This window comes from Enterococcus sp. LJL128 (assembly GCF_056924295.1).
Genome location: NZ_JBXPBP010000006.1, coordinates 1 through 20,716, shown reverse-complemented (window position 1 = coordinate 20,716; position 20,716 = coordinate 1). Strand labels below are relative to the sequence as shown.

Sequence of the window (20,716 nt, the reverse complement as noted above, 5' to 3'; positions counted from 1 at the left end):
TTTGTAAAAAATCTGCCAATACTCTTTAAATTTTCAAACACAAAAAATGAATAGCCAAAAAGAACTTGGACCCAAAAAAGTTAGACCTGAAAGTCTAACTTTTTTGGGTAGGTACAAAATCCTGCTTTTGACTCCAAGCTCTATAATTTTTTCAGTACTTTGTTTTAGCAACGCAATTTGCCAGAAAATCAGTTTTTAATTAGTTGCTGCTTTAAGCTGATTTTCGTCTATTATAAAGATAAAAGCCTCCGGCTGCCCCAGTCATAAGCAGACCTATACTCATATAGGAAGCAATCTTTTCACCAGTTTTTGGATAAGTTTCTGAACCTGTATTCTTTCCGGTAGTTGAGTCTTTTGTTTTATCGTTGTCCGTATTGTTTTCTTTGTCGGAATTTTTATCAGGGTCTTTATTACCATTTTCATCAGTTTTTTTGTTGAAGTCAGCTTCAGCAATAGAAACGATTCGTTTTCCTGGGAACTGTTCCTTGTATTGTGCTAAATCGATCGTTGTTTTAGCATCAAGCACGCGAAGTGCAGCTCCTTGCTTCAGGTAGTCAATTAGAACAGTATCAAGTGAAGGTCCCTCTTCTCTTTCTCCGCCAAGCATATCATAGCCATCACCGCCAGCGGCTAAAAAGTCATTCGTAGCCATATTATAAACTGTTTCATCTGAAATTGGCGCAAATTCACCAGTCTCTCGATTTTGTACATCAATCTGAAGTACTCGTTCACCTACAATAGCTTTTTCAGTATCATTTCCTTCGTCATTTGGTAGAAGTGTTCCTTTTTTCGTTGAGTCATAATAGACGCGAATTGTGCTGGATACATGTAGGAATCCGCCATTTGCTCCTAGTTTAGGCTGCTTATAGTCATCTAGGATAAGGTTCCCAGCTTCATCTTTTTGAGCAGCTGAACGCAACGACATTTCGAACATCTCTTTGACTTGGGCGCCAGTCACTTTAATCTGAGAAATACTATTACCAAAAGGCAGTACAGCAATTACATCGCCGAGTGTAACAGCTCCCGGTTCGATATTAGCCCGAATACCGCCGCCATTTGTCACAGCAAAATCAGTTGGTGTGCTGAATCCGTTTTGTCCATAGGCCAGCATCGCATCACCGATCATATTTCCAAGATTTGTTTCTCTGGTCCGCACATTATCGCGTTCACCATTAAAGAGGTACGGGTTGTTTTCGATGACAATCTCTGAACCCCATTCTTCAAACCGGCTTTTCGCTTCATCCACTAATTTTTTGACTTCTGCATTCTCATCAAGTTCAGCTAAACTTTCAGCTGAAAGCAAGTTCGCTGATTTACTATCAAGTTTTTGCAAATCAATTTTAGCCAGACCAACATTGTTCAGATAATTTCCAGTTTGCGTGTATAAAACATTTCCAAATTTCATGCCGCCTTTTACAGCTGTATGTGAATGACCGTCAAGTACGACCAGATTTAGCTTCGGATATGCTTTACTTAATTCTTCAGCTAGCGTATCTCCCCGCCATTCCTTTGGTGTCGTTTCATCAATACCTAAGTGTCCGGCAATAATGAAGGCATCGATTGATGTTTCTGACTGGCTTAAAGTGTCGATAACTTTTTTTGTCTCCGTAATCGGATCAGCGAAAGTTACGCCAACAACATTATTCGGGTGTGTCTTCGTAGCTGTTTCCGGTGTTGTCACACCAATAACCGCATAATTTTTTTCATCTTTTTCGATGATTGTATAAGGTTCGAACACCAGCTTTCCGTCTTTATATGTGTTATTGGAAAGCAGCGGGAAGTTTAATTTTTCTTTGTATTGAAGTGCAGTATCTAAACCAAAATCGAATTCATGATTTCCAACGGCCATAGCATCATAGCCAACAGTATTCATGATTTCAACCATGTCCATCCCCTGAGAAAAATTAGAGATGGGCAGTCCTTGGAATGCATCGCCCACATCAATCAACAGATCAGGAGTTTTCATGTCTTTTAGTGTTTTCAGTTTAGCCATTCCTAGCACATCTTTACCGTTTCCTTCCATGCGGCCATGCACATCATTTGTATGCATAATCGTCATAGTAGTTGGTTTGAAGCCAGCATCTAAAACGTCCTGCTTGGTAATAGGTTTAACATTAGGAGTCCTGCCGTCCTCTGATGGTGTTGTTTTTAGAACCCCACTATTAACTAGTTCGATAGCTAAATCACGCCAGTTCTCATTGAAGCTGTAGCCGATGACTTCCCAGTTTCTTTCGATTTCTACTTCCGGATCAATTGTACCCTTATCTTTGATATATTGAGCAATAAAGCCTCTCAAAGTATCCGGGTCTGTAGATACAAGTGGCTCTTCTGTGACAATTCCCTGTGCCAGCAATCCTTCATAACGGTAGTTATTCATAGCAATTGTATAAGTTGCAGCTAAGTCAACTGGTTGGTCATCAATTGTAGGGTTGATAATCCGCTGCCCTTCTGGTTTGGAAATATCTATTTTATAATCAATACCAGAAAAAATATCATAATTATAAACACGAATTTCTTCATTGAAGCTGATAGTTAAATCATCAGGCTGAGGCGAGTTGTAATAGTTAGCTTGGTTCTCCATGTATTTCAATAGATTTTCACCAGTAATATTAACACTAACTAGGGTATTCGGATATTTATAAATATCAAAAATATTGGAATAGGAAACATTTCCTTTATCCAGTTTGCTGTCTGCTTTAAACAAGGCAGAAGCTGCCAGTTGAGCACCTGTAAACTTTCGCTGAACATTATTGATGAGAGAAATCATTGCAGTTGGCTGCAGCTGTGCCTCTGGAATGCCAGTTACCTCTTCTTTAGGAAGAAAATCTTCTGTGGCCGTTCCGATAGTTTCTGAAATGAATTGCCGTGTGGTATTATGGTAGTCTTCTGTGACTGCTTTTAGCTCCTCATCAGCTTCCACCAACTTAGTATTAACAATTTCAACTGTATCATTTTTGACCTGCCATTTTCCATTGCTTTTTTCGATATCAAGATCGATTCGAACCATCTCAATTCCAGTATCTTTAGGCGCTCCCACTGGAGAAGTTCCGCTCGGACTTTGGATTTGCTCCGAAAATGACCGATGATCATGACCTAAGATGAAGGCATCGATGCCTTCAACATTGTTGATTACCTGATCCGCACTAGCAGCAGGATCACTGTCTTCTCTTCCAGCGTGAATTGAAGCAACAATAATATCTGCTTTGCCTTCCAATTCAGCAACAGCTTTTTCAGCTTCTTCTTTTAGTGGATTGAAATATAGGTCTGCTACCTTGGCACCATCCCATTTAGGAATATGAGGCGTAGTCAGCCCGATAATCCCGACGGTTACATCAGTTTTTGAATCACCATCTAAATCAAGCTCTTTCAATGTGGTTCCGCCTACATAACGGCTGTTGCTCTCTTTTACATAAGTATTCGCTGAGAGAATCGGAAAATTGGCTTCCCCTTTGATTTTTTGAACTAACTCCAAACCGAAATTGAATTCATGATTGCCCAAAACCATCGCATCATATTGAATCTCATTCATTGCTCTAATCATGGGGTGAGGCTGACTAAGCAGCGGCTCTCTATTGTACAAATCATCTGTCATGATTGTTCCTTGAACGATATCCCCATTATCAATCAAGACTGTCCCATTCGGATTTTCCGCCCGAACATTTTTCACAACCGTACTTACCTGAGACAAACCAACTGGGGTTGCCTTGTCATCTTCGTAAGACCAGTTCCATAACTGTCCATGTACATCAGAAGTCCCCAAAATAGTTATTCGCTGGTTCTCCGCTGCTGTAGCATCGACACTTTCAGCAGTTACGCTTGAAGCGGTACTGCCGCCAATGAATAAAGCGGACATAGCTAATAGTTGCAAGCTGTGTTTAAATAATGCATTCCCTGTCTTTTTCACAAAACTGACGCTCCTTTGCCTAGTTTGTTATTTTTACACTACAGGCTTATTCTAGCAAAAATATAACGTTTTCTGAATAGAATTTTGATCTTTTTCTTAAATTTAATTAAAAGAAGGACTCGAAACAAAAGAATTATATGCTAGAATAATTTTAGGGAGGGGATAGAATGAAAAAAATAAAGTATGGGCTAATTACTAGTCTCGCGGTTGTTAGTTGTTTTTGGGCGATGAGTAGTAATAAAATTGAAGGAAGAGAGGGTGATTCCTCACTGAAGGAGGAAGTGTCTTTTTATAATAAAGTGACTGATGAAGAGACCTTAGATATACTGCCAAGTGTTGTTGAAAAAGAACTCTTAGTAACTGTCGGAGCTACCGGACAATTACAATTACAGTCTATGGATTTAGGAAAAAATATTAATTTAGTCGAGCATTTACGTGTAGTTGTTGATAATTCGTCTCTTTTAACAGTTGACGAGCAAGGAAAATGGACAGCTCGTCAAGTTGGAGAAACGGAATTAACTATTCATTTTGAGTTTTCAGAAAAGGATATGGCAGAAATTCAAAAGAATTATCCGGATAAGAAAATTATTTTGAGCGACACTGCCCAGACAATTAAAGTAACTGTGTTGCCTGAAGAAGAGTTTATTGATATTACACCCGAATTTGATTTAGAGAAAATTGATACGATTATTAATACTAATGGGAAATTATCTGTGAAACCAATAGCTGGGATAACCAATATCTCTGGTACATTCAAGGCGATAGGACATGATGAATCAATTATTCAGATTGCTGATGATGGTACCTGGACTGCACTAGAAGTTGGACGTACAAGCTTTTCACTAAGTTTTACTTTATCTAAAGAAACGCTACAGAAAATTCAGGAAAAATATCCCGGGAAAAAATTAATTGAAAAAGCAATTGTAAGGACGATTGATGTACAAATTAATGCGTCAGATACGCTAGATGTTGCACCGTCGTTTAATATCGCGGAAATTGATGCAAAAGTGAATGCTTCTGGTCAAATTCTTGTAGAATCAATTGCTGGAATAGATGAAGTTACAGGTACATTTGAAGCTTCAGGGCATGATGAAAAAATTATCAAAATAGGAACAGATGGAAAATGGGTGGCACTTGCACCAGGAACTACCGAATTTGTGTTGAATTTTGAGTTATCTGAGGACACTATAAAGGCGATTAAAGAAAAACATCCAGATAAGGAGCTCGTAACCCGGGCAATTACCCAAGTCATCAAAGTTAATGTGACAGAAAATCAAGCTCGAATTATCGATATCTTTACAGGGTTTGATGTAACAGCGATTGAAGCAGTGGTTGGCGAGACAGGTAAGCTAAATGCAAATCCGATTGAAGGGATTGCCAATAATGATGGTACCTTTTATCTGGAAAAAAGTAATGAGTTTATCTCAGTAGATGAAAACGGAAACTGGAAGGCTTTAAAATCAGGAAAAGTTAATCTGCTGGTGGCACATATGCCTTCTGAAAAAACCTTAGCTGCTCTTGCGAATACGTTGCCCGAAGGAACAGAGCTGGCAATACCAGACATTCTTACGTATCATCAGATAACAGTTACAATTGTTGATCCTAAGCCAACCGATGACGGAACGAAACCTAGTGGAAAGGAGCTTCCAAAAACTGGCGAACAGAGTGAGGCTTTTAATGTTTATCTAGGTTTTTCAGTTGTGCTGTTAGCCTATGTTATTTATTGTAAGTATCGAATAACGGCAGAAAGATAAGTTACTTTATTTTCGACGGAAAATGCCAAAGAACATTTAGAGATAGCCTACAAATTAATTTATAGTTTAATCAAAAGAGAGTTAAGTTAGATTTTCCCTCTAACTTAGCTCTCTTTTAGCTGTTCTAAATCAAGCCAGCCTCTTCAAGAAGCTCAATAATCATGGTACCTTGAGCTTTTTCAAGACCTTTCTTTCCCCAAATTTTAACTAGCCAAGGTACTGGAATATCTTTGAGCTTCTTCCCATTACCTTCTGGTTTTTTGGGGCGGGCGAAAGCTTCATAATTCCCATTACTTCGATACCTACAGATCATCCTTTCCTATTTCTTTCTGTTTCCATTATCGTAACATGCTGCATATATATCAAACGATACCCTCTGCCTTTTAGACGGATTTTGAAGAATGTCTAAGGGTTTAAAAGCGGAAGAGTGTACAACAGAAATTGTCAGGCGTAAAATATAGAATAAGTAAGCGTTTTCACTCTTGGATTCAGCGTTTTTCATAACAGCGAAGCCAAACTGAACGGTGAGAAAATCGGTGGGACGGTTTGTGAAAGTTTTATAGAAATAGGTAAAACGGTTTAAAGACGGAATATTCATGATAATTTACTATTACTATAGGAAAACTACTTGATTTATTTGCGAAAAGTGACTACTATTTAAAAGGAAACTATTGTTTAGTAATAGAAAGTGGAGGTCCAAATGTCAAAACATTATTTTGATCCAAGATTGAAAATTTTTGCTCTTAATTCAAATCGTCCGTTGGCGGAGAAAATTGCGAAAGCAGTAGGTGTGGAATTAGGAAAGTCATCTGTCAGTCAGTTCAGTGACGGAGAAATTCAAATCAATATTGAAGAGAGTATCCGTGGATCTCACGTGTACCTGATTCAATCAACAAGCAGCCCGGTTAATGATAACCTGATGGAGCTACTTATTATGGTAGATGCACTGAAACGCGCAAGTGCTAAAACAATTAATGTAGTGATGCCTTATTATGGGTATGCCCGTCAAGACCGTAAAGCACGTGCTCGGGAGCCGATTACTGCGAAGCTGGTTGCAAACATGCTCGAAAAAGCAGGGGTCACAAGAATGTTGACATTAGATTTACATGCAGTACAGATTCAGGGATTCTTTGATATTCCAGTGGATCATTTGATGGGTGCGCCATTGATTGCTGATTACTTTATGGAAAAAGGAATCAAAGGGGATGATGTAGTAGTAGTTTCCCCAGACCACGGTGGGGTAACTCGGGCCCGTAAATTGGCAGAGTACTTGAAATCGCCAATCGCCATCATAGACAAACGCCGTCCTAAAGCCAATGTAGCTGAAGTGATGAATATTATCGGTCAAGTAGAAGGAAAAATCTGTGTTTTGATTGATGATATGATTGATACAGCGGGGACAATTTCCCTAGCAGCTAATGCGTTGCAGGAAGCCGGAGCGAAGGAAGTGTATGCATCGTGTACACACCCTGTTTTGTCTGGACCAGCATTAGAACGTATTGAAGAATCTGCAATTAAACGATTAGTAGTAACAGACTCCATCTATTTATCAGAGGACCGCAAAATCGATAAAATTGATGAAGTCAGTGTAGGGGAACTGATTGGGGATGCAATTAAACGTATCCATGAAAATAAACCTGTCAGCCCATTATTTGAAACCAAAAACCGTTAAAAATAAATAGGATGGGACAGAAGTGTTTAATTTCTGCGATTACTCGTCGCAGTTAAATGCTGGTATGTGCTACTGCGCCCACCGTTTATACGGATTCCATGTGAGTGGGATATGACTCAATGAGTTGTACCTCACTCATTTTTTGTAAATAATCAAGTCAGACCTACAGAAGGTAACCATCAATCATTGTCCGAATATTAGTTTCATTCTATATGCTTAATGTTATGATAAAGGTCCTACGTCAAACTCTGTTAAGCAAATTAAAAAACGCATTGAAATCCATGGATTTCAATGCGTTTTTTAGCGTTAGCTCAGATTTTTAATTTTGCGGTGTGCTGCTGAAACAGAAAAAAGATAGTCTTTTAGCCATTGCCACATTTTTTTGCTGCTAATATACAGCAGCACGCTTACGATAAGGCAGATTGGCAAAGCGATAAAGTCTGGCGCCTGCCAGAAGCCGAAATTTAAAACAGCGATTGGCAGCGAGTAGCCGAAAAATTGTGCGACTATTTTGATGACTACAGCTAAGGGCAAAACGAAGGAGCAAAGATAAAAAACAGCTGAGGTAATCGCAATACAAGGGATGATAAACATGCCGGAAAATCCAGTAATAAAATAGAATTTTACCAGCTTCATCAGGTTATTCAAATTAAAGGAGCCATTTTTTAATACAGATTCATTGATATATGAGCTGGCTAGCTCTTTAGGGTTTCCTAAGGTCTCTAGGATAGCATCAATATCAGTACCATTGTTAGCAGATTCAAAAATATGACTTTCCACTTCTTCTAGTATATCCACTCTCTCTTGATCCTGCAGCCGACCGAGATATCGGTTTAGCTGCTGAAGATAATGGGTCGCTTTTTCATTCATTAAAATTCCTCCTTATAGTTCTGAATATCGTTGACTGATTTTGTTAGGGTTTTCCATAAAACGGTCATTTCGGTTAAATAACGAATCCCCAAATCAGTAATATGGTAATATTTTCTTCTTGGTAAATCATTATTTTCCTGCCAATAGCTTTCTAAATAGCCTTCTTTTGTAAGTCGTCGCAGTAAAGGATACATCGTATTCTCATTAGCAGAAACGATACTCCAGCTCCCGAGAACTTCAATTAGTTCGTAGCCGTAAAAATCTTTTTTTGAAAGCAGCGAAAGTATACAAAGCTCTAAAGTTCCTCTTTTGACCTGAGATTTCCAATCATCTATATTCATAATGCACCTCACACAGTACAGTGTATAACACAGTATGATTTTTTTCAAGAGACTTTTGATTTTTTTATAAGAAGACCGTAGTTTTATTGCAGAAGCTTCTACCTAGTAACCGCTGATATGGTATATAATAAGAAATAAATGGAGGGGGAATTAGTGACATGGAACGTCCGGATGAACGAAGAGCATTAGAGATTTTACAAGCAGTTTTTCCTGAAAAATATGAGCAGGCGCTTGTTCTGGATAAGCCTGACATTCAAAATCCTTCTCAAAGCATTGGCGTGGAGGTAACACAGTCGTTAAAGGAAGGCGTCCTTCATGCATTAGGTAAGAGCTATTCTGCAGATGAAAGCGAACAGGATCTGCTAATTAGATTAAAAGCAGAATATGGCACAGATGTTCTGCGAATGAAGCTGCAGCTTCCAGATGGATCAAAAAAAATGGTAGGCATTTCCTTAGCAAATTGGGGTAGCCTATTCAATTTAACCGAAGCCTACGACAATAAATTGAAAAAGCTTCAGAATGGCAACTACACCTTATACACGGAAAACAATCTATTCATTTTCGTTTTTTGGGAGGATGAATCCTATATTGTTAGCTTACTGAAGCATTTATCATCCGTACAGGAGAAGCTACGTTATGATATTGTCTATGTGTACAGTATTCCCTATTTATATGAGATAGACTGTAATCAGCGCAGGATAGAGAAGTTTAATGTGGAATAATAAATAACTTATAGATGGAGGAAGGAAAATGGCGTATAAAATAAAACAGCTTGAAGCATTAACAACAACGGAATTGCTGGAGATTATGGCTGCCCGAATCGCAGTATTCGTAGTGGAGCAGCAGTGCCCATATCAGGAAGTCGACGAGCTGGATGCTGAGGCATGGCATATTTGGTTGGAACAGGCGGGAGAAATAGCTGGTTATGCTCGAATCATTGAAACTGCCGAAGGGATTCAAATCGGCAGAGTGCTGACGCCGAAAAAATATCGAGGCCAGGGATACGGTGAAAAGCTGATGACCGAGGCCCTAAAGGAAGTTCAACGATTATTTCCGCAGAAACCAGTTTCTCTTGGGGCACAGGAATACGCTATTGGGTTTTACCAAAACTTTGGTTTTGAGGTTTGCTCAGAGGTTTATTTGGAAGACGATATCCCTCATGTTGATATGACGCTGAAAAGCTAATAGCAGCTGATATCAGTCCATACACGATTCATTGATAATAAACAATAAAATATACCTGAAGAAAAATGGCTGCGCCGTCTTCCTTCAGGTATATTTGTTTCAATGGATAAGCTCTAAAAAAACTAGAGCTTTATAGAATAGGGATTAACCGATAACTAATTGTTTCTGTTAATAATCCAGCCATTCATCTTCTTTGGGCTCTTCGTTCTTTGTTCGGAAGAAGAACAGCATTACACTATTTTGACTCGTTACGACCAGAGAATCAGTCGGCAGCAGTGTTAATACAAAGAAGAAGATTGAAATTGCTGAAGAAATCAATGCCAAGAAAGCAGAATAATTACCAACACCAAGAAGACCAATCACGACTGAAGTGATGTATAGCGTAAGAGTACCCCTTCCGCGTAATCCAGCATCTCTATATCTTCTGACTGCAATTGCAAGTGAAGGTAAAAATAGTGCTAAGCTTATGATGAACAATAAAATGAAAAGTCCTAAATAGTCTGTTAGAAAACGAGCAACTAGTCGTCCGGCTTCATCTTCATACATGTAGCCATTATAATCATACATATCTGCTATTTCGAATATTAGTGAAAAAACCTTTCCGATAATCGCAAAACCTGCCAATAACCCTCCAATAGATAAGATAAGTGTCACCCACCAATAACCTGCGCGAGTTGTGCGTCCTTTAAAGTCCACATAGCCCACAAAGAAATCCTTGATTGCCTGGAAAAAAGAAACCTGTCCGGGCTTTTGATTGATTTTAGCCATAATTTTTTTAACTCCCTTTTTATAATATATTTCATTCTATCATTATTTTCATGTAACTTACAAGGTATTTTTCTATTCATCCCAGTCTACCCTCCTTTGTTTTTAATCCATTATCAGAGCAAATTAAGAATGGGGATAAAAGTCGTCAAAACCATTGCATGAAACAGTTATTTACGTTAAAGTAAAGAAAGAAAATTGTGAAACATTTTTGTGTTTCACGCTAGGAAGGAAAAATATGACACCAGAAGAATTTAAACAGTTGTTAGAAGAAAAAGGAATTGTATTATTAGATAAACAGATGGCTCAATTCGCCAGTTACCATCAGCTATTGACCGAATGGAACGGCAAGATGAATCTGACGGCAATTACAGAAGAAAAAGAAGTGTATTTGAAGCATTTTTACGACTCTGTCTCGCTGGCTTTTTTCGAAGACTTTTCGTCTGGCAGAAAAATTTGCGATGTTGGTTCTGGTGCGGGTTTTCCAAGTATTCCTTTGAAAATCGTCTTTCCGGATTTAGACGTTACAATTGTCGATTCATTGAATAAACGGATTAAATTTCTGACGCATCTAACAAAGGAGCTTGAACTGGATGGCGTGTCTCTATACCATGACCGTGCAGAGACCTTTGGCAGACTAAATGGAATTAGAGGGTCGTTTGACTTCGTAACAGCTCGTGCTGTCGCTCGCTTAAATGTTCTAGCTGAGCTTTGTCTGCCCTTAGTCAAAAAAGACGGGTATTTTCTAGCATTAAAGGCATCAAAAAGCGATGAGGAAGTACAGGAAGCGAAGAAAGCCATTGCTCTTTTAGGCGGTCGAATCGAAGCAGAACGTTCTTTTGAATTGCCTGTTACTCAGGATGAACGTCATATTGTCGTTATTCAGAAGAAAAAGGAAACGCCGAATAAATATCCTAGAAAACCAGGATTACCAAATAAACAGCCAATCAAATAAGATGGAGGAACAGAATACATGGTACGAATTATTTCTGTAGCGAACCAAAAAGGAGGAGTAGGGAAAACAACTACTACGGTCAATCTGGGTGCTTGTCTTGCTTACTACGGAAAAAGGGTTTTGTTAGTTGATATTGATGCACAGGGAAATGCAACTAGTGGTTTAGGTGTTAGAAAACCAGATGTTGCTCATGATATTTATGACGTGCTGGTAAACGATGAGCCGTTGAACAACGTGATCTTGAAGACAACCAGAGAAAATTTGGATATTGTTCCTGCGACCATTCAGCTGGCTGGTGCAGAGATAGAATTGACTTCAATGATGGCTAGAGAATCCAGACTGAAGACGGCATTAGAGGAAATTAAAGCAGATTATGATTACATTTTAATTGATTGTCCACCGTCATTAGGGCACTTAACGATTAATGCATTTACATCCAGCGATGCTATTTTGATTCCTGTTCAATGTGAATATTACGCGCTGGAAGGCTTGAGTCAGCTGTTGAATACCATTCGTTTGGTTCAGAAGCATTTTAATCCGGAACTGAAAATTGAAGGCGTCCTATTAACCATGTATGATGCCCGGACAAATCTGGGAGCAGAAGTTGTCGAAGAAGTACGTAAATATTTCCGTGAAAAAGTATATGACACGATTATTCCCAGAAATGTTCGTTTATCAGAAGCGCCGAGTCACGGTTTATCAATTATTGACTATGATGCGAAGTCGCGGGGAGCAGAAGTTTACTTATCTTTAGCAAAGGAAGTGTTGAATAATAATGAGTAAAGGAAAAGGCCTGGGCCGAGGAATTGATGCATTGTTTCAAGATTTTGCCAGCTTAGAAGAAGTGGATGTAAAGAAAGAAGAAGTTGTTGAAATTTCCCTAAATGATCTGCGGCCGAATCCTTATCAGCCGAGAAAGACATTTGATGAAAGCTCGCTAAGCGAGCTCGCTGATTCGATTAAACAATCGGGTGTGTTTCAGCCAATCATCGTTCGTAAATCAACAGTCAAGGGCTACGAGATTATTGCAGGCGAGCGCCGCTTTAGAGCCTCTAAGTTAGCGGAAAAAGAAACCATTCCAGCAATTATCCGTGAATTTGACGAAGAAGCGATGATGCAGATTGCAGTTCTGGAAAATCTGCAGCGGGAAGATTTAAATCCGCTGGAAGAAGCAGAAGCGTATGACATGCTGATGAAAAACCTAAAACTAACGCAAGTAGAAGTAGCTGAGCGTTTAGGTAAAAGCCGGCCGTACATTGCTAACTATCTGAGACTTTTAACATTGCCGGGGCTTGTAAAAGAATTGGTACAGCAGGAAACATTGTCTATGGGACAGGCCCGCACGCTACTCGGTCTGAAAGATAAGAAGCAAATTCTAGCATTGGCAAACCGTGCTGTAAAAGAAGGCTTAACTGTACGTCAGCTGGAGCAGATGGTTAACGACCTAAATGAAAATGAAGGAAAAAAATCTGCAAGGCAAACGAAAAAAGCGGTTAAGGAAAAGCCATACTATATTCGGGAAAGTGAAGACCGTTTAATGGATAAATTTGGCACAACAGTTGTCATTCAGGAAAAGGAAGGAAAAGGAAAGATTGAAATTGAGTATCTTTCCCAGTCTGATTTAGCTAGAATTTTGGATATATTAAGCATCCAGTTTGATGAAGAATAAAATTATGCTGAAAATAAGGCTCTGTGCGAAGAGAAGCGCTCCTAACCAAAAGTTAGACTAAAATCTAACTTTTGGGTGGATGCTTCAGAGTGATTCGTGTCGGGACTTATTTTTTTAAAATCAAAATAGTAAAATGCAGTTTACGTAATTTGTAATTTACGTTATAATGAGTACAAACGAAAGGGAGCGAGATTATGAAGCTGGAAACGCAGTTGATTGAACAGCTGCTGGCATCAACAGTCAGCAGTTACAAAATATCTTTAGCTACGGGACTTTCCCGGCAAATGATTGGTAAGCTTAGAAATGGTCAGGCAGATTTTCGTAAGGGCTCATTAGAGAACGCACTAGCATTGTATGCTTATGCACAGACACTGCAGCAGGAAGGTGTATTACAGTACGAGGCGCAGAGAATCGAAGTTAGTGACCGGACCACTTTGTTGAATGCACTTAGGAAACAAACAGATGAAATTTTAGTTACCGGGGAATTGGCCGTTGAAATTATTACATTGAAAAAGAGCCAGTTGAGTGATACAGAAAGATTAGGGGGTGATCTAGGCAGTGGTGGTTCATCTTCTGTTCTGGAGCCTCTGTTTAACCGCTTGTTTGACCTGTTCGAAAAAGGAGACGAAGTGGATAAGGAAATCAGCCGTAGAATTATTCGTCTCTACTATATTAAAAAGATTAGTCAGGGAACCGTTCTTTTACGCTTGAAACAATTGGACTATTAGCAGCCGCCAGCTTAAAATTTTATCAAAAATAAGAAAATAGATTTTGCCACTTAGAAGAAAAAATGGTATTGTAAGCATGTCTGCTTTTTTTATTTTTAAAAGAAATGAACAATTCTGTATGCTTATTAAGAATCAAACTGTTGGAAAGGGGCATTATGAGATGTATGATTTAGGTGATATTGTAGAGATGAAAAAACCTCATGCCTGTCAGACGAACCGTTGGGAGATTATTCGAATGGGTGCAGATATCAAAATCAAGTGTATGAACTGCCAGCATATTGTCATGATGAGCAGGCGGGATTTTGAAAAGAAAATGAAAAAAGTGCTGGAAAAGAAAGCATAGGTAGTATAATAAAAGTAATTGCTGCAGCTGTTTGTATCAATTACCGAGAATTAAAGTACAGTAAAGAATAGATATAAAGGATGAGTGAGAAAATGGCATTAACAGCTGGTATCGTAGGTTTGCCCAATGTAGGGAAATCTACTCTTTTTAACGCAATTACAAAGGCGGGAGCAGAAGCGGCAAACTATCCGTTTGCAACAATCGATCCTAACGTTGGAATGGTAGAAGTTCCTGATGATCGTCTGCAGCGCCTGACTGAGTTAGTCAAACCAAAGAAAACTGTTCCTACAACATTCGAGTTTACCGATATCGCCGGAATCGTAAAAGGTGCCAGTAAAGGTGAAGGCCTGGGAAATCAGTTTTTAAGTCACATTCGTCAAGTTGATGCAATTTGTCACGTTGTCCGCTGTTTTGATGATGAGAACATCACTCACGTAGAAGGCCGCGTAGACCCGTTAGCCGACATTGATACAATCAATCTTGAACTAGTGCTGGCTGATTTGGATTCTGTCAGTAAACGTCATGCCCGTATCGCGAAAATCGCTAAAACAAAAGACAAAGCTGCAGTTGCAGAGTTGGCTGTTCTAGATAAAATTAAACCAGTCTTAGAAGAAGGACTATCTGCCAGAACAATCGATTTTGATGAAGAAGAGCTAAAAATCGTACGCAGTCTATTTCTATTGACGACTAAGCCCATTTTGTATGTAGCAAATGTTGCAGAAGATGAAGTGGCCGACTCTGAAGGCAACAAGTATGTCCAGCAGGTTCGTAATTTTGCAGCGAATGAAAATGCAGAGGTAATTGTCGTTTGTGCCCGTGCAGAAGAAGAGATAGCCGAGTTGGACGATGAAGATAAAGCCGAGTTTTTAGAAGCCTTGGGAATAGAAGTTTCTGGTTTGGATCAGCTGATTCGGGCAGCATACGACTTATTAGGCTTGGCTACCTATTTTACTGCTGGAGAGCAGGAAGTGCGTGCGTGGACATTCCGTAAAGGAATCAAAGCTCCACAGGCCGCAGGAATTATCCATACAGACTTTGAACGAGGCTTTATTCGGGCAGAAACTGTTTCTTATGAGGATTTAAGCAAGTATGGAAATATGCAGGCCGCTAAAGAAGCCGGTCGTGTCCGTTTAGAAGGAAAAGAATATGTTGTTCAAGATGGGGATGTCATGCTTTTCCGTTTCAATGTCTAATTTTATCTATATAATTTCCATAAAAGGTTTGGGATAAGAGGTCAATTCTTTTGTTGGCTCAAACTAGCTTTTATTGAGGCAATGAGTTCTGGTGGTTCAAAAGAAATAGCCTAGTTTCTTCAGAGATTTCTTATGGAAACAGTGCTTACCGCTCGACTAGATATACCTATACGAGTTGAACTGGCAGCTTTTCGTTGTTAAAAAATTTTACAGGATTTATATAGTTGTAAGAAAACGGTTTTTCTTTATCGAATTTATGATAAAATATCACATAGACATAAATCCTAACGAGTAAGTAAGACTAGTTGATAGGGTTTATATGGGTAAAGTTTGTTTTGCGTTAGCTGATTAGGGGGATAAAGTAAAATGGAACCAGAAAAACTGCAGGCAATTGTCGCTGAGAATCGAGAGTTAGAGCAAAAATTAACAAAGAGAAATGAACAGTATATCTTTGATTTGAAAAAATCCTTAAATGCGGCGAATCTTTCAGAACAGGAACAAACTTTGGCTTTGCATGAAATTCTGCCGGTGATGGTAGAGGAACAGAAAAGCGGGAAGACTGCGCGTCAGCTTTTCGGCACTGTATCTGAACGAACAGAGTCTATCTTAAGTAAACCAGCGAAAAAAAGTGAGGCTACACCGCTTTTGATGTGGCTGGATAACGCAATGCTTCTGATGGGAGCATTGGCAATTATGATGTCGCTGACCAGTATGTTTTTCAAAAAGAATACACAGCAGCTCGGACTGATTACATTGATCGCCGGAGCAACAATCGGGGGCTATGTTCTTTATCTAATGTACAAATATGTTTATCAGTATGACCGGCCGGGTGCAGATAAATCACAGCGTCCAGGCTTCCTGAAGTCAGGTGCGATTATGGTAGGAGCGATGTTCCTATGGATTTTGGCCTTCGCAGGTTCAGCTTTGCTGCCGCGGGCAATCAACCCTGTGTTGGACCCTACTGTAATGATTATCATCGGTGCCTTGGTGTTAGTAGCAAGACATTTCTTGAAAAAGAGATACAATATGCAGAGCAGTCTTGCACGCTGATGTAAATAAAGCTAAAACTAATGTTTTACTAAATAGCTTAAAAAGCGGGAAGCATTTGATACGCGATTGTTCGTGTCAGATGCTTCTTGCTTTATTTTTCATTTTAGAAATAATAAACTTATTTTGTAGGATACAAGGCATCTGTTTCTTTCAAACAGATAATAGGAAAATGAGAAATAACTAATGTTATGAAAAATTTGCTGAAATATTTCATAAACGAGGAAATCGGGTTGACTTCTCTTCCGGAATCTGTTATTTTCATAAATAAAATTAAATAGAGGAGTGGTCTAGGCAATGTCTAACTGGGAAACGAAATTTGCGAAAAAAGGACTTACATTTGATGATGTTTTACTGATTCCGGCGGAAAGTCATGTACTACCAAATGAAGTGGATATGAGTGTGCAGCTGGCAAAAAATATCAAGTTGAATATTCCTTTAATCAGTGCAAGCATGGATACAGTGACAGATAGTAAGATGGCGATTGCAATGGCGCGTCAGGGTGGATTAGGTGTCATTCATAAAAACATGAGCGTTGCACAGCAGGCGGATGAGGTTCGTAAGGTTAAGCGTTCTGAAAGCGGCGTTATTCTGGATCCGTTTTTCTTAACTCCATCAAGACCGGTTGCTGAAGCAGAAGCATTGATGAGCAAATATCGGATCAGCGGCGTACCGATTGTTGAAACGATGGAAAACCGTAAGCTGGTCGGAATCATTACAAACCGTGATATGCGTTTTGTGACAGATTACGAAATCAAGATTGAAGAGGTCATGACTAAAGATAATTTAGTAACAGCCCCAGTTGGTACTTCTCTAAAAGATGCAGAAAAGATTTTGCAGCAGCATAAAATTGAAAAACTGCCGATTGTTGATGAAGCAGGCCGGTTAAGTGGATTAATCACTATTAAAGATATCGAAAAAGTTATTGAGTTTCCAAATGCGGCAAAAGATGAACATGGCCGTTTGCTTGTGGCTGCAGCAGTGGGTGTAACAAGCGACACCTTTGAACGTGCAGCAGCATTGCTTGAAGCTGGAGCGGATGCGATTGTCATCGATACGGCGCATGGACATAGTGCTGGGGTTATCCGTAAAATTAAAGAAATCCGCGATACATTTCCGGAAGCAACGTTGATTGCTGGAAATATCGCTACCGGCGAAGGCGCCAGAGCATTATATGATGTAGGTGTTGATGTCGTGAAGGTAGGAATTGGGCCTGGCTCAATTTGTACGACTCGTGTAGTGGCCGGTGTTGGTGTGCCTCAGCTGACTGCTATATATGATGCGGCTTCTGTAGCACGTGAATACGGTAAAGCTATTATTGCTGATGGAGGAATCAAATATTCCGGAGATATCGTGAAAGCATTGGCTGCGGGCGGACATGCAGCAATGTTAGGAAGCATGCTTGCCGGGACAGATGAATCTCCTGGAGAATTTGAAATCTATCAAGGCCGCAGATTCAAAACATACCGCGGCATGGGTTCTCTCGGGGCTATGGAAAAAGGCTCAAGCGACCGCTATTTTCAAGGCGGTGTAAATGAAGCCAACAAGTTAGTGCCGGAAGGAATCGAAGGCCGTGTAGCATACAAAGGCAGTGTAGCAGACATCATTTTCCAAATGATCGGCGGATTAAAATCCGGTATGGGCTACGTAGGTGCAGGTAATCTGAAACAGCTTCGTGATGAATCGCAATTTATTCAAATGAGCGGCAGCGGATTAAAAGAATCTCACCCTCATGATGTGCAAATTACAAAAGAAGCACCAAACTACTCTGTAGAACAATAAAGTAAGAGAAAAAGGCAGAGCTAAAAAGGTTTTGCTTTAAGAAACAAACTGGACGATTTTGAAAATGCATGGAGCCATTTTCAAAATCGTCCGGTTTGTTTGCTAAGATGTGGCTTTTGAACCGTTGTTTATTGAGTAACGGCTTCATCTTTATTGCCAAAATACATATGAACAGGAAGTCTTTTCGGCGGCAACAGTCTGCTGACAGGAATGATTTCATAGCCCTCTGCCCGCAGCTCATCAATGACCTTAGGAACAGCATCCACAGTTTCTTCATAGATATCGTGCATAAGAATAATTGAACGGTCGAAGCTGGTTTCCTTTATTCGCTTCACGATTTTATCTTGATTTTTACTTTTCCAATCCTCTGAATCGACCGACCATTGAACGATTGGCCGATTGATAATTTCGGCAGCCTGTTTATTTACAGCGCCATAGGGCGGACGGAAACTTCGGGGAAGCTTCCCTGTTGCTTCGTAAATTGCTTCATCTGCAGCATAAATTTCAGCACGAATAGCATCAGGAGTTAATCCTGTCAATTTAGGATGAGAATAGGAATGGCTGGCAACCTCATGGCCTTCTAAACTCATTCTGTGAACTAAATCCGGCTGCTTTGCAGCATTTTGTCCCAGTAAGAAGAAGGAAGCTACTACTTGTTTTTCTTTTAGAATATCCAGTAACCGAGGTGTAGTTATCGGATTTGGCCCATCATCAAAGGTCAAAGCGATATATTTTTTATTCGGCTCCAAAGGTTTAATAGCTTGGGCGTGAATAATGTTGGGATCGACAAAATCTGAATCAACAAACGGCAGGATTTCGACTAATGGAATTGTCAGTTCACTCACATCTAAACTATTTTCAGGCAGAGAAATAGTAATTTCCTGAGGAGAATAAGCAATAAGCTGTTGTTCTATTGAGACCTGTGGAAAGCTCAGAATTTGATCAATCATTTCCGAACTATCTGAGACAGTTTCAAGTAGTTTTTGCTTGATAACCAGCTGAACAGCAGATAAATCATCTGGATTTTGAAAAAGCTCAGACAAAGTTGGTGTATTTAATGTCAGCCTATTTTTGTAGACCGCTGTCCCGGAAAGAACAGAACTGCTTGTCCATATGTCTCCCTTCCTCTGATAGGTAGTCACTGTTGGAGTGGCAACAAGAATTTTTCCAAAAGAGCTGCTTGTAGTTAGATAGCCAACCAGCTTTGTATCTACCGAATTATCTATTTGTTCAGCAGCTTCTGATAATAAAGCAGAGAGTGCTTGTTGAGAATCAGATGAATCAAAAACTTCAGGAAGATACATTAACTGTTGAATATGACTAGTTAGTTTTTTTCTGCTATTTTCGACATTTCCAAGCTGCTTCTGTTCTGCGGCAATCTTTTCCATTAACAATTGCTCTGGTGTTTGGGCAGGTTGGGCCTGTTTTGATGGAGCATTAGTAGTTTGTTTTTTTATCTGTGATAGATAATATCCCATACAGGCAGCACAGACAGTCGTTGTCAGAAGAAACAAAGCAGGAAGCTTTTTTCTCAAACTTCCCTTTTCGTCAAGCTTTCTCCGCTGCTTTCTAGTTGCTCGTCGATGATTGGTTGGTTCCATTCGGCTCGTCCTTTACAAATTATGATAGTTTAACTTTAACACAGGTGGTTTTCAGCATCAAAGTGAGAAGCTGGGTACTTAGAAATTATTGAAAAAAGAATGAGAGAGCTATCATTCATAGAGTGCTTAAAAGAGGGAGTGGGACAATAGTCAGAAGAAAATCTGATTATTGTCCTACTTTTTTAATTTTAGGGTACACAAAAAGCACACAGCCTTGTATGATTAAAGTGACCAAACCCAATCAAAAGGAGCGTGCTTTTATGTTTAAAGATTATACCATCAATCAAACGATTTTACCATTAGAGTTGGAACAGTTTATTCCTGAAACTGACGTCGCTTTTGCAGTCAATGCCTTAGTCGAAGCAATGCCGCAAGCACTCTTTAATAAATTAGAAGAACAATTAGGCCGACCGGCCTACCACCCGAAGATGCTATTAAAAATTATTCTGTATGCGTATACTCAGCGTGTCTTTTCTGGTCGGAAAATGGAATTTCTGTTGGATGACAGCTATCGTATGCGCTGGTTAGCGAACCACGAACAAGTCAGCTATCGCACCATTAATCGATTCAGAAGTCAGGAGACAACGGCAGGTCTGTTAGAGGAAGCCTTTGTTTTATTTCGTCGTCAGCTGATTACGAATCAAGTCATCGATAATGAAGCCCTTTTTATCGATGGCACAAAAATCGAAGCAGATGCCAACAAGTTTAGCTTTGTCTGGCGGAAAGCAACGAATCGCTATGAAGCTGCTTTAGATGAAAAATCGAACGCCTTTTATCAAGCCCTTTATCAAGAAGAAATCTTACCTTGTCTGAAAGAAGAACAGCAATCCGACGGATTGACGAGCCATCAGCTGGAAGAAATCGCTCATCATTTAGAAGCGGAGTTACAGGAAACAGAAGAACAATT

19 protein-coding genes are annotated in these 20,716 nt (G+C 39.6%); 13 read left to right on the top strand and 6 right to left on the bottom strand.

What is annotated here, in order from left to right; translation table 11 throughout:
• Positions 1 to 211 precede the first annotated feature (211 nt).
• Positions 212 to 3,853 carry a 5'-nucleotidase C-terminal domain-containing protein gene (locus AC1Z3K_RS09070; RefSeq protein ID WP_426083252.1) on the bottom strand — a complete coding sequence of 1,214 codons (3,642 nt, stop codon included), beginning with the start codon at positions 3,851 to 3,853 and terminating at the stop codon, positions 212 to 214.
• 218 nt (positions 3,854 to 4,071) lie between these two features.
• Here AC1Z3K_RS09070 and AC1Z3K_RS09065 point away from each other — a divergent pair, with 218 nt between their 5' ends.
• Positions 4,072 to 5,658, top strand: coding sequence for an LPXTG cell wall anchor domain-containing protein (locus AC1Z3K_RS09065; protein ID WP_461732520.1), 1,587 nt, complete (start codon positions 4,072 to 4,074; stop codon positions 5,656 to 5,658).
• A gap of 124 nt (positions 5,659 to 5,782) precedes the next feature.
• On the opposite strand, the gene AC1Z3K_RS09060 is transcribed toward AC1Z3K_RS09065, so the two are convergent.
• Positions 5,783 to 5,971 (bottom strand): hypothetical protein, encoded by a 189-nt coding sequence (locus tag AC1Z3K_RS09060; protein WP_426083047.1) that lies wholly within the window; start codon positions 5,969 to 5,971, stop codon positions 5,783 to 5,785.
• A gap of 387 nt (positions 5,972 to 6,358) precedes the next feature.
• Here AC1Z3K_RS09060 and AC1Z3K_RS09055 point away from each other — a divergent pair, with 387 nt between their 5' ends.
• Positions 6,359 to 7,330, top strand: a complete 972-nt coding sequence (locus AC1Z3K_RS09055; protein ID WP_426083046.1) for a ribose-phosphate diphosphokinase — start codon at positions 6,359 to 6,361, stop codon at positions 7,328 to 7,330.
• Positions 7,331 to 7,636: 306 nt separating this feature from the next.
• On the opposite strand, the gene AC1Z3K_RS09050 is transcribed toward AC1Z3K_RS09055, so the two are convergent.
• Both AC1Z3K_RS09050 and AC1Z3K_RS09045 read right to left on the bottom strand, forming a co-directional pair.
• A complete protein-coding gene (locus AC1Z3K_RS09050; protein ID WP_426083044.1) occupies positions 7,637 to 8,200 on the bottom strand; it encodes a DUF1700 domain-containing protein in 564 nt (187 codons plus the stop codon).
• Positions 8,200 to 8,541, bottom strand: a complete 342-nt coding sequence (locus tag AC1Z3K_RS09045; protein ID WP_461732519.1) for a PadR family transcriptional regulator — start codon at positions 8,539 to 8,541, stop codon at positions 8,200 to 8,202. The genes AC1Z3K_RS09050 and AC1Z3K_RS09045 overlap by 1 nt, the downstream gene beginning before the upstream one ends.
• 158 nt (positions 8,542 to 8,699) lie before the next feature.
• Between AC1Z3K_RS09045 and AC1Z3K_RS09040 the strand changes: the two genes are divergently transcribed.
• On the top strand, positions 8,700 to 9,263 hold the full coding sequence (locus AC1Z3K_RS09040) for a hypothetical protein (protein WP_426083040.1): 564 nt from the start codon (positions 8,700 to 8,702) through the stop codon (positions 9,261 to 9,263).
• Between the two features lie 28 nt (positions 9,264 to 9,291).
• Positions 9,292 to 9,726: a GNAT family N-acetyltransferase gene (locus tag AC1Z3K_RS09035; protein ID WP_461732518.1), complete on the top strand. Its 435-nt coding sequence runs from the start codon at positions 9,292 to 9,294 to the stop codon at positions 9,724 to 9,726.
• 168 nt (positions 9,727 to 9,894) lie between these two features.
• On the opposite strand, the gene AC1Z3K_RS09030 is transcribed toward AC1Z3K_RS09035, so the two are convergent.
• The gene (locus AC1Z3K_RS09030; RefSeq protein ID WP_426083036.1) at positions 9,895 to 10,494 is read right to left on the bottom strand and encodes a DUF805 domain-containing protein; all 600 of its coding nucleotides are present in this window, start codon (positions 10,492 to 10,494) and stop codon (positions 9,895 to 9,897) included.
• 235 nt (positions 10,495 to 10,729) lie between these two features.
• Between AC1Z3K_RS09030 and rsmG the strand changes: the two genes are divergently transcribed.
• The 8 genes from rsmG to guaB all read left to right on the top strand — a co-directional run bounded on the left by rsmG (position 10,730) and on the right by guaB (position 18,208).
• Entirely contained in the window at positions 10,730 to 11,446 is a 717-nt protein-coding gene (gene rsmG / locus AC1Z3K_RS09025) for a 16S rRNA (guanine(527)-N(7))-methyltransferase RsmG (protein ID WP_461732517.1), read from the top strand.
• 18 nt (positions 11,447 to 11,464) lie between these two features.
• Positions 11,465 to 12,229 (top strand): ParA family protein, encoded by a 765-nt coding sequence (locus AC1Z3K_RS09020; protein ID WP_426083034.1) that lies wholly within the window; start codon positions 11,465 to 11,467, stop codon positions 12,227 to 12,229.
• Positions 12,222 to 13,115, top strand: a complete 894-nt coding sequence (locus AC1Z3K_RS09015; RefSeq protein WP_461732516.1) for a ParB/RepB/Spo0J family partition protein — start codon at positions 12,222 to 12,224, stop codon at positions 13,113 to 13,115. Before AC1Z3K_RS09020 ends, AC1Z3K_RS09015 begins: the two co-directional genes overlap by 8 nt.
• Positions 13,116 to 13,309: 194 nt before the next feature.
• Positions 13,310 to 13,843 (top strand): hypothetical protein, encoded by a 534-nt coding sequence (locus tag AC1Z3K_RS09010; protein WP_461732515.1) that lies wholly within the window; start codon positions 13,310 to 13,312, stop codon positions 13,841 to 13,843.
• A gap of 160 nt (positions 13,844 to 14,003) precedes the next feature.
• Complete coding sequence (locus AC1Z3K_RS09005) at positions 14,004 to 14,186, top strand: DUF951 domain-containing protein (RefSeq protein WP_426083250.1); 183 nt, start codon at positions 14,004 to 14,006, stop codon at positions 14,184 to 14,186.
• 92 nt (positions 14,187 to 14,278) lie between these two features.
• A complete protein-coding gene (ychF, locus tag AC1Z3K_RS09000) occupies positions 14,279 to 15,379 on the top strand; it encodes a redox-regulated ATPase YchF (protein WP_426083029.1) in 1,101 nt (366 codons plus the stop codon).
• Between the two features lie 366 nt (positions 15,380 to 15,745).
• Positions 15,746 to 16,429 carry a DUF1129 domain-containing protein gene (locus tag AC1Z3K_RS08995; protein WP_426083027.1) on the top strand — a complete coding sequence of 228 codons (684 nt, stop codon included), beginning with the start codon at positions 15,746 to 15,748 and terminating at the stop codon, positions 16,427 to 16,429.
• Between the two features lie 294 nt (positions 16,430 to 16,723).
• The gene (gene guaB, locus AC1Z3K_RS08990; RefSeq protein ID WP_461732514.1) at positions 16,724 to 18,208 is read left to right on the top strand and encodes an IMP dehydrogenase; all 1,485 of its coding nucleotides are present in this window, start codon (positions 16,724 to 16,726) and stop codon (positions 18,206 to 18,208) included.
• A 128-nt stretch (positions 18,209 to 18,336) separates the two neighbouring features.
• Here guaB and AC1Z3K_RS08985 read toward each other — a convergent pair whose 3' ends face one another.
• Complete coding sequence (locus tag AC1Z3K_RS08985) at positions 18,337 to 19,809, bottom strand: polysaccharide deacetylase family protein (protein WP_461732513.1); 1,473 nt, start codon at positions 19,807 to 19,809, stop codon at positions 18,337 to 18,339.
• Positions 19,810 to 20,069: 260 nt separating this feature from the next.
• Here AC1Z3K_RS08985 and AC1Z3K_RS08980 point away from each other — a divergent pair.
• A partial coding sequence (locus AC1Z3K_RS08980) for a transposase (RefSeq protein ID WP_461732512.1) occupies positions 20,070 to 20,716 on the top strand: 647 nt, incomplete at its 3' end.

Excerpts from the sequence above, each read along its gene's own strand:
- AC1Z3K_RS09070 (WP_426083252.1), bottom strand. The coding sequence starts at position 3,853 with ATGTCCGCTTTATTCATTGGCGGCAGTACCGCTTCAAGCGTAACTGCT.
- AC1Z3K_RS09065 (WP_461732520.1), top strand. The coding sequence starts at position 4,072 with ATGAAAAAAATAAAGTATGGGCTAATTACTAGTCTCGCGGTTGTTAGT.
- AC1Z3K_RS09060 (WP_426083047.1), bottom strand. The coding sequence starts at position 5,971 with ATGATCTGTAGGTATCGAAGTAATGGGAATTATGAAGCTTTCGCCCGC.
- AC1Z3K_RS09055 (WP_426083046.1), top strand. The coding sequence starts at position 6,359 with ATGTCAAAACATTATTTTGATCCAAGATTGAAAATTTTTGCTCTTAAT.
- AC1Z3K_RS09050 (WP_426083044.1), bottom strand. The coding sequence starts at position 8,200 with ATGAATGAAAAAGCGACCCATTATCTTCAGCAGCTAAACCGATATCTC.
- AC1Z3K_RS09045 (WP_461732519.1), bottom strand. The coding sequence starts at position 8,541 with ATGAATATAGATGATTGGAAATCTCAGGTCAAAAGAGGAACTTTAGAG.
- AC1Z3K_RS09040 (WP_426083040.1), top strand. The coding sequence starts at position 8,700 with ATGGAACGTCCGGATGAACGAAGAGCATTAGAGATTTTACAAGCAGTT.
- AC1Z3K_RS09035 (WP_461732518.1), top strand. The coding sequence starts at position 9,292 with ATGGCGTATAAAATAAAACAGCTTGAAGCATTAACAACAACGGAATTG.
- AC1Z3K_RS09030 (WP_426083036.1), bottom strand. The coding sequence starts at position 10,494 with ATGGCTAAAATCAATCAAAAGCCCGGACAGGTTTCTTTTTTCCAGGCA.
- rsmG (WP_461732517.1), top strand. The coding sequence starts at position 10,730 with ATGACACCAGAAGAATTTAAACAGTTGTTAGAAGAAAAAGGAATTGTA.
- AC1Z3K_RS09020 (WP_426083034.1), top strand. The coding sequence starts at position 11,465 with ATGGTACGAATTATTTCTGTAGCGAACCAAAAAGGAGGAGTAGGGAAA.
- AC1Z3K_RS09015 (WP_461732516.1), top strand. The coding sequence starts at position 12,222 with ATGAGTAAAGGAAAAGGCCTGGGCCGAGGAATTGATGCATTGTTTCAA.
- AC1Z3K_RS09010 (WP_461732515.1), top strand. The coding sequence starts at position 13,310 with ATGAAGCTGGAAACGCAGTTGATTGAACAGCTGCTGGCATCAACAGTC.
- AC1Z3K_RS09005 (WP_426083250.1), top strand. The coding sequence starts at position 14,004 with ATGTATGATTTAGGTGATATTGTAGAGATGAAAAAACCTCATGCCTGT.
- ychF (WP_426083029.1), top strand. The coding sequence starts at position 14,279 with ATGGCATTAACAGCTGGTATCGTAGGTTTGCCCAATGTAGGGAAATCT.
- AC1Z3K_RS08995 (WP_426083027.1), top strand. The coding sequence starts at position 15,746 with ATGGAACCAGAAAAACTGCAGGCAATTGTCGCTGAGAATCGAGAGTTA.
- guaB (WP_461732514.1), top strand. The coding sequence starts at position 16,724 with ATGTCTAACTGGGAAACGAAATTTGCGAAAAAAGGACTTACATTTGAT.
- AC1Z3K_RS08985 (WP_461732513.1), bottom strand. The coding sequence starts at position 19,809 with ATGGAACCAACCAATCATCGACGAGCAACTAGAAAGCAGCGGAGAAAG.